We start from the raw sequence: 2232 nt of genomic DNA, 5'->3' as shown, positions 1-2232 counted from the left end.
GTGGACCTGTCGGCGTGGGCGGTGTCGGCGGCGCGCAGCGCCGACCGGCCGGACGAACGCACCCGCCGCGAGGCCGACCGCGTCGCCGCGGAGTACGGGCAGGGCCCGGCGGCCCTCGCCGCGGCGCTGGACGCGGCGGCGGAGCGGCTGGCGGCGGCCGAGGCGGAGGCCGTACGGACCGACCGCCTGATGCCGCACCGCTTCGGCCCGATGACGGCGCTGGACCTGACCGTCACCCGCCTCGTCGAACTCGTCGTGCACAGCGACGACCTCAACCGCGCCGCCGGGACCGGCATCCCCCTGGACCGGGGCGCCCTGGCCGCCGCGGTCCGCGTCCTGGCGGACGCCCTGGCGGTGAAGGCGCCGGGCGCGGCGGTGGAGGTGCGCATTCCGCCGTACGCGGCGATCCAGTGCATCGAGGGCCCGCGCCACACCCGGGGCACGCCGCCGAACGTGGTGGAGACGGACCCGCTGACCTGGCTGAGGCTGGCCACGGGCCGTACGGACTGGGGCACGGCGCTGGCGGAGGGCGCGGTGGCGGCGAGCGGCGACAGAGCGGACCTGGCGGCGGTGCTCCCGGTGCTGGCCTGAGCCTCACCGCAGGCCGGCGCCGGGGCGGTGGGTCAGGACGGCAAGCCCGGCCACCAGGGCGCAGGCGCCGCCGAGCCACAGCGCGCCGCGCAGGGAGAGCGCCTCGACCATGACGCCGCCGGCCAGCGCGCCGAGCCCGATGGACAGGTTGAACACCGCCACCCAGAGCGCCGAGGCCGCTTCCACCGCCCGCGGGGCGGCCTTGATCATCCACGTCTGCAGGCCGACCGACACGCCCCCCGTAGGCGAGGCCCCAGACGATCAGCAGGAGGGCGCTGCCGACCGCGGTCCGGCCGAGGAGCAGGAACAGGGGCATGGCGGCGGCGAGGGAGAGGGTGACGACGAGCACGCTGCGGTGCACGTGGCGCGAGAGGGCCGCGCCGGCCGCGAAGTTGCCGATCATGCCCGCGGCGCCGAAGCCGAAGAGCAGCGGGGCGACGTGGCGCTCGTCGATCCCGGAGAGCTGCTGGAGGGCCGGGCTCACGAAGGTGTACGCGGAGAAGTGCCCGAAGACGACGAGGGCCGTCGCGGTGATGCCCACGCGCACGCCCGGGTTGCGCAGTTGCTCGGCGAGCAGGCGTGGCCGGACGGCCTGCGAGGCGGCCAGCGGCGGCAGTACGGCGAGCAGGGCGACGAGCACGACGAGGGCCAGGGCGCTCATGGAGGCGAAGGCGACGCGCCAGCCGGTGAGTTCGCCGAGGAGGGTGCCGAGGGGGACGCCGAAGACGTTCGCGGCGCCGACGCCGCCGAAGACGACCGCGGTGGCGCGGGGGACGTTGGCGGTGGCCACGAGGCGTACGGCCAGACCGCCGGCGACGGCCCAGAAGCCGCCGATCGCGACCCCGACGAGCACCCGGGAGGCCACGAGGACGGCGAAGTCCGGGGCCAGGGCCGTGGCCACGTTGGCGAGGGTCATCAGCCCCATCAGCGCGAGGAGCAGGACGCGCCGGTCGAGTCCTCTGACGAGTACGGGCACCAGCGGCGCGGAGACCGCGGCGACGAGGCTGGGCACGGTGACCATCAGCCCGGCGGTCCCTTCGGAGACCGACAGCGCGGACCGTACGGAGGTGAGCAGGCCGATCGGCAGCTGCTCGGCGGTCACCAGCAGAAAGGTCCCGAAGGCCACGGCGGTGACCGCGAGCCAGTGGTCTTTCCGCGGGACGGGCGGCGCGGGGTCGGTGAGCTGCTCGGCGGCGGTCACGGGGTCTCCTTCCGATATTCGGGAGCGATCGCTCCCATAAGTTGGGGACCCTAGTATGGGAGCGATCGCTCCACAAGTGGGATAGGCTGGCGGCATGGCACGCCCCCGGCAGTTCGACGAGCAGGACGCGGTCGTCAGAGCGACGGAACTGTTCTGGCGCCGCGGCTACCACGCCACCTCGGTGCGCGACCTGGGCGACGAGCTGAAACTGACGCCCAGCAGCCTGTATCGCACCTTCACCGACAAGCACACGCTCTTCCTCCGCGCCCTCGACCACTACCGGGCCACGGACTCCGCCCAGGCCGAGCGGCTGCTCGCCGCCGAGGACCGGCCGATCCGGGAGGTGCTGCGGGACTGGCTGCGGTGGCTGGTCACCTGCCCGCCCGCCGGCGAGCCGGGCCGGGGCTGCTTCGTGGTCAACACCGCGACCGAGCTGGGCA

At 74.9% G+C, this 2232-nt stretch carries 3 protein-coding genes and 1 pseudogene; 2 read left to right on the top strand and 2 right to left on the bottom strand.

The genetic code is table 11. The features are described from left to right. Window positions 1–591: sterol carrier family protein (locus tag H5J30_RS28415; RefSeq protein ID WP_181790148.1), on the top strand; the 591-nt coding region annotated here is incomplete at its 5' end. 3 nt (window positions 592–594) lie between these two features. On the opposite strand, the gene H5J30_RS37035 is transcribed toward H5J30_RS28415, so the two are convergent. Both H5J30_RS37035 and H5J30_RS28410 read right to left on the bottom strand, forming a co-directional pair. Then, complete coding sequence (locus H5J30_RS37035) at window positions 595–801, bottom strand: hypothetical protein (protein WP_258563580.1); 207 nt, start codon at window positions 799–801, stop codon at window positions 595–597. A gap of 85 nt (window positions 802–886) precedes the next feature. Further along, window positions 887–1888, bottom strand: a pseudogene (locus H5J30_RS28410) (MFS transporter); the annotation flags it as partial. On the opposite strand from H5J30_RS28410, the gene H5J30_RS28405 reads away from it, so the two are divergent. Next, window positions 1887–2232, top strand: a 346-nt coding sequence (locus H5J30_RS28405; protein ID WP_181790147.1) for a TetR/AcrR family transcriptional regulator, incomplete at its 3' end; no start/stop codon positions are given. The pseudogene H5J30_RS28410 and the gene H5J30_RS28405 overlap by 2 nt on opposite strands.

The sequence above is a fragment of the Streptomyces phytophilus genome (assembly GCF_013870535.1).
In the GTDB taxonomy this organism is placed as follows: domain Bacteria; phylum Actinomycetota; class Actinomycetes; order Streptomycetales; family Streptomycetaceae; genus Streptomyces; species Streptomyces phytophilus.
The sequence above is the reverse complement of the archived record's forward strand: the minus strand, read 5'-3'. Positions and strand labels throughout refer to the sequence as shown.

Bases quoted from the DNA above. Each gene is read 5' to 3' on its own strand.
- H5J30_RS37035 (WP_258563580.1), bottom strand. From the start codon at position 801: ATGATCAAGGCCGCCCCGCGGGCGGTGGAAGCGGCCTCGGCGCTCTGG.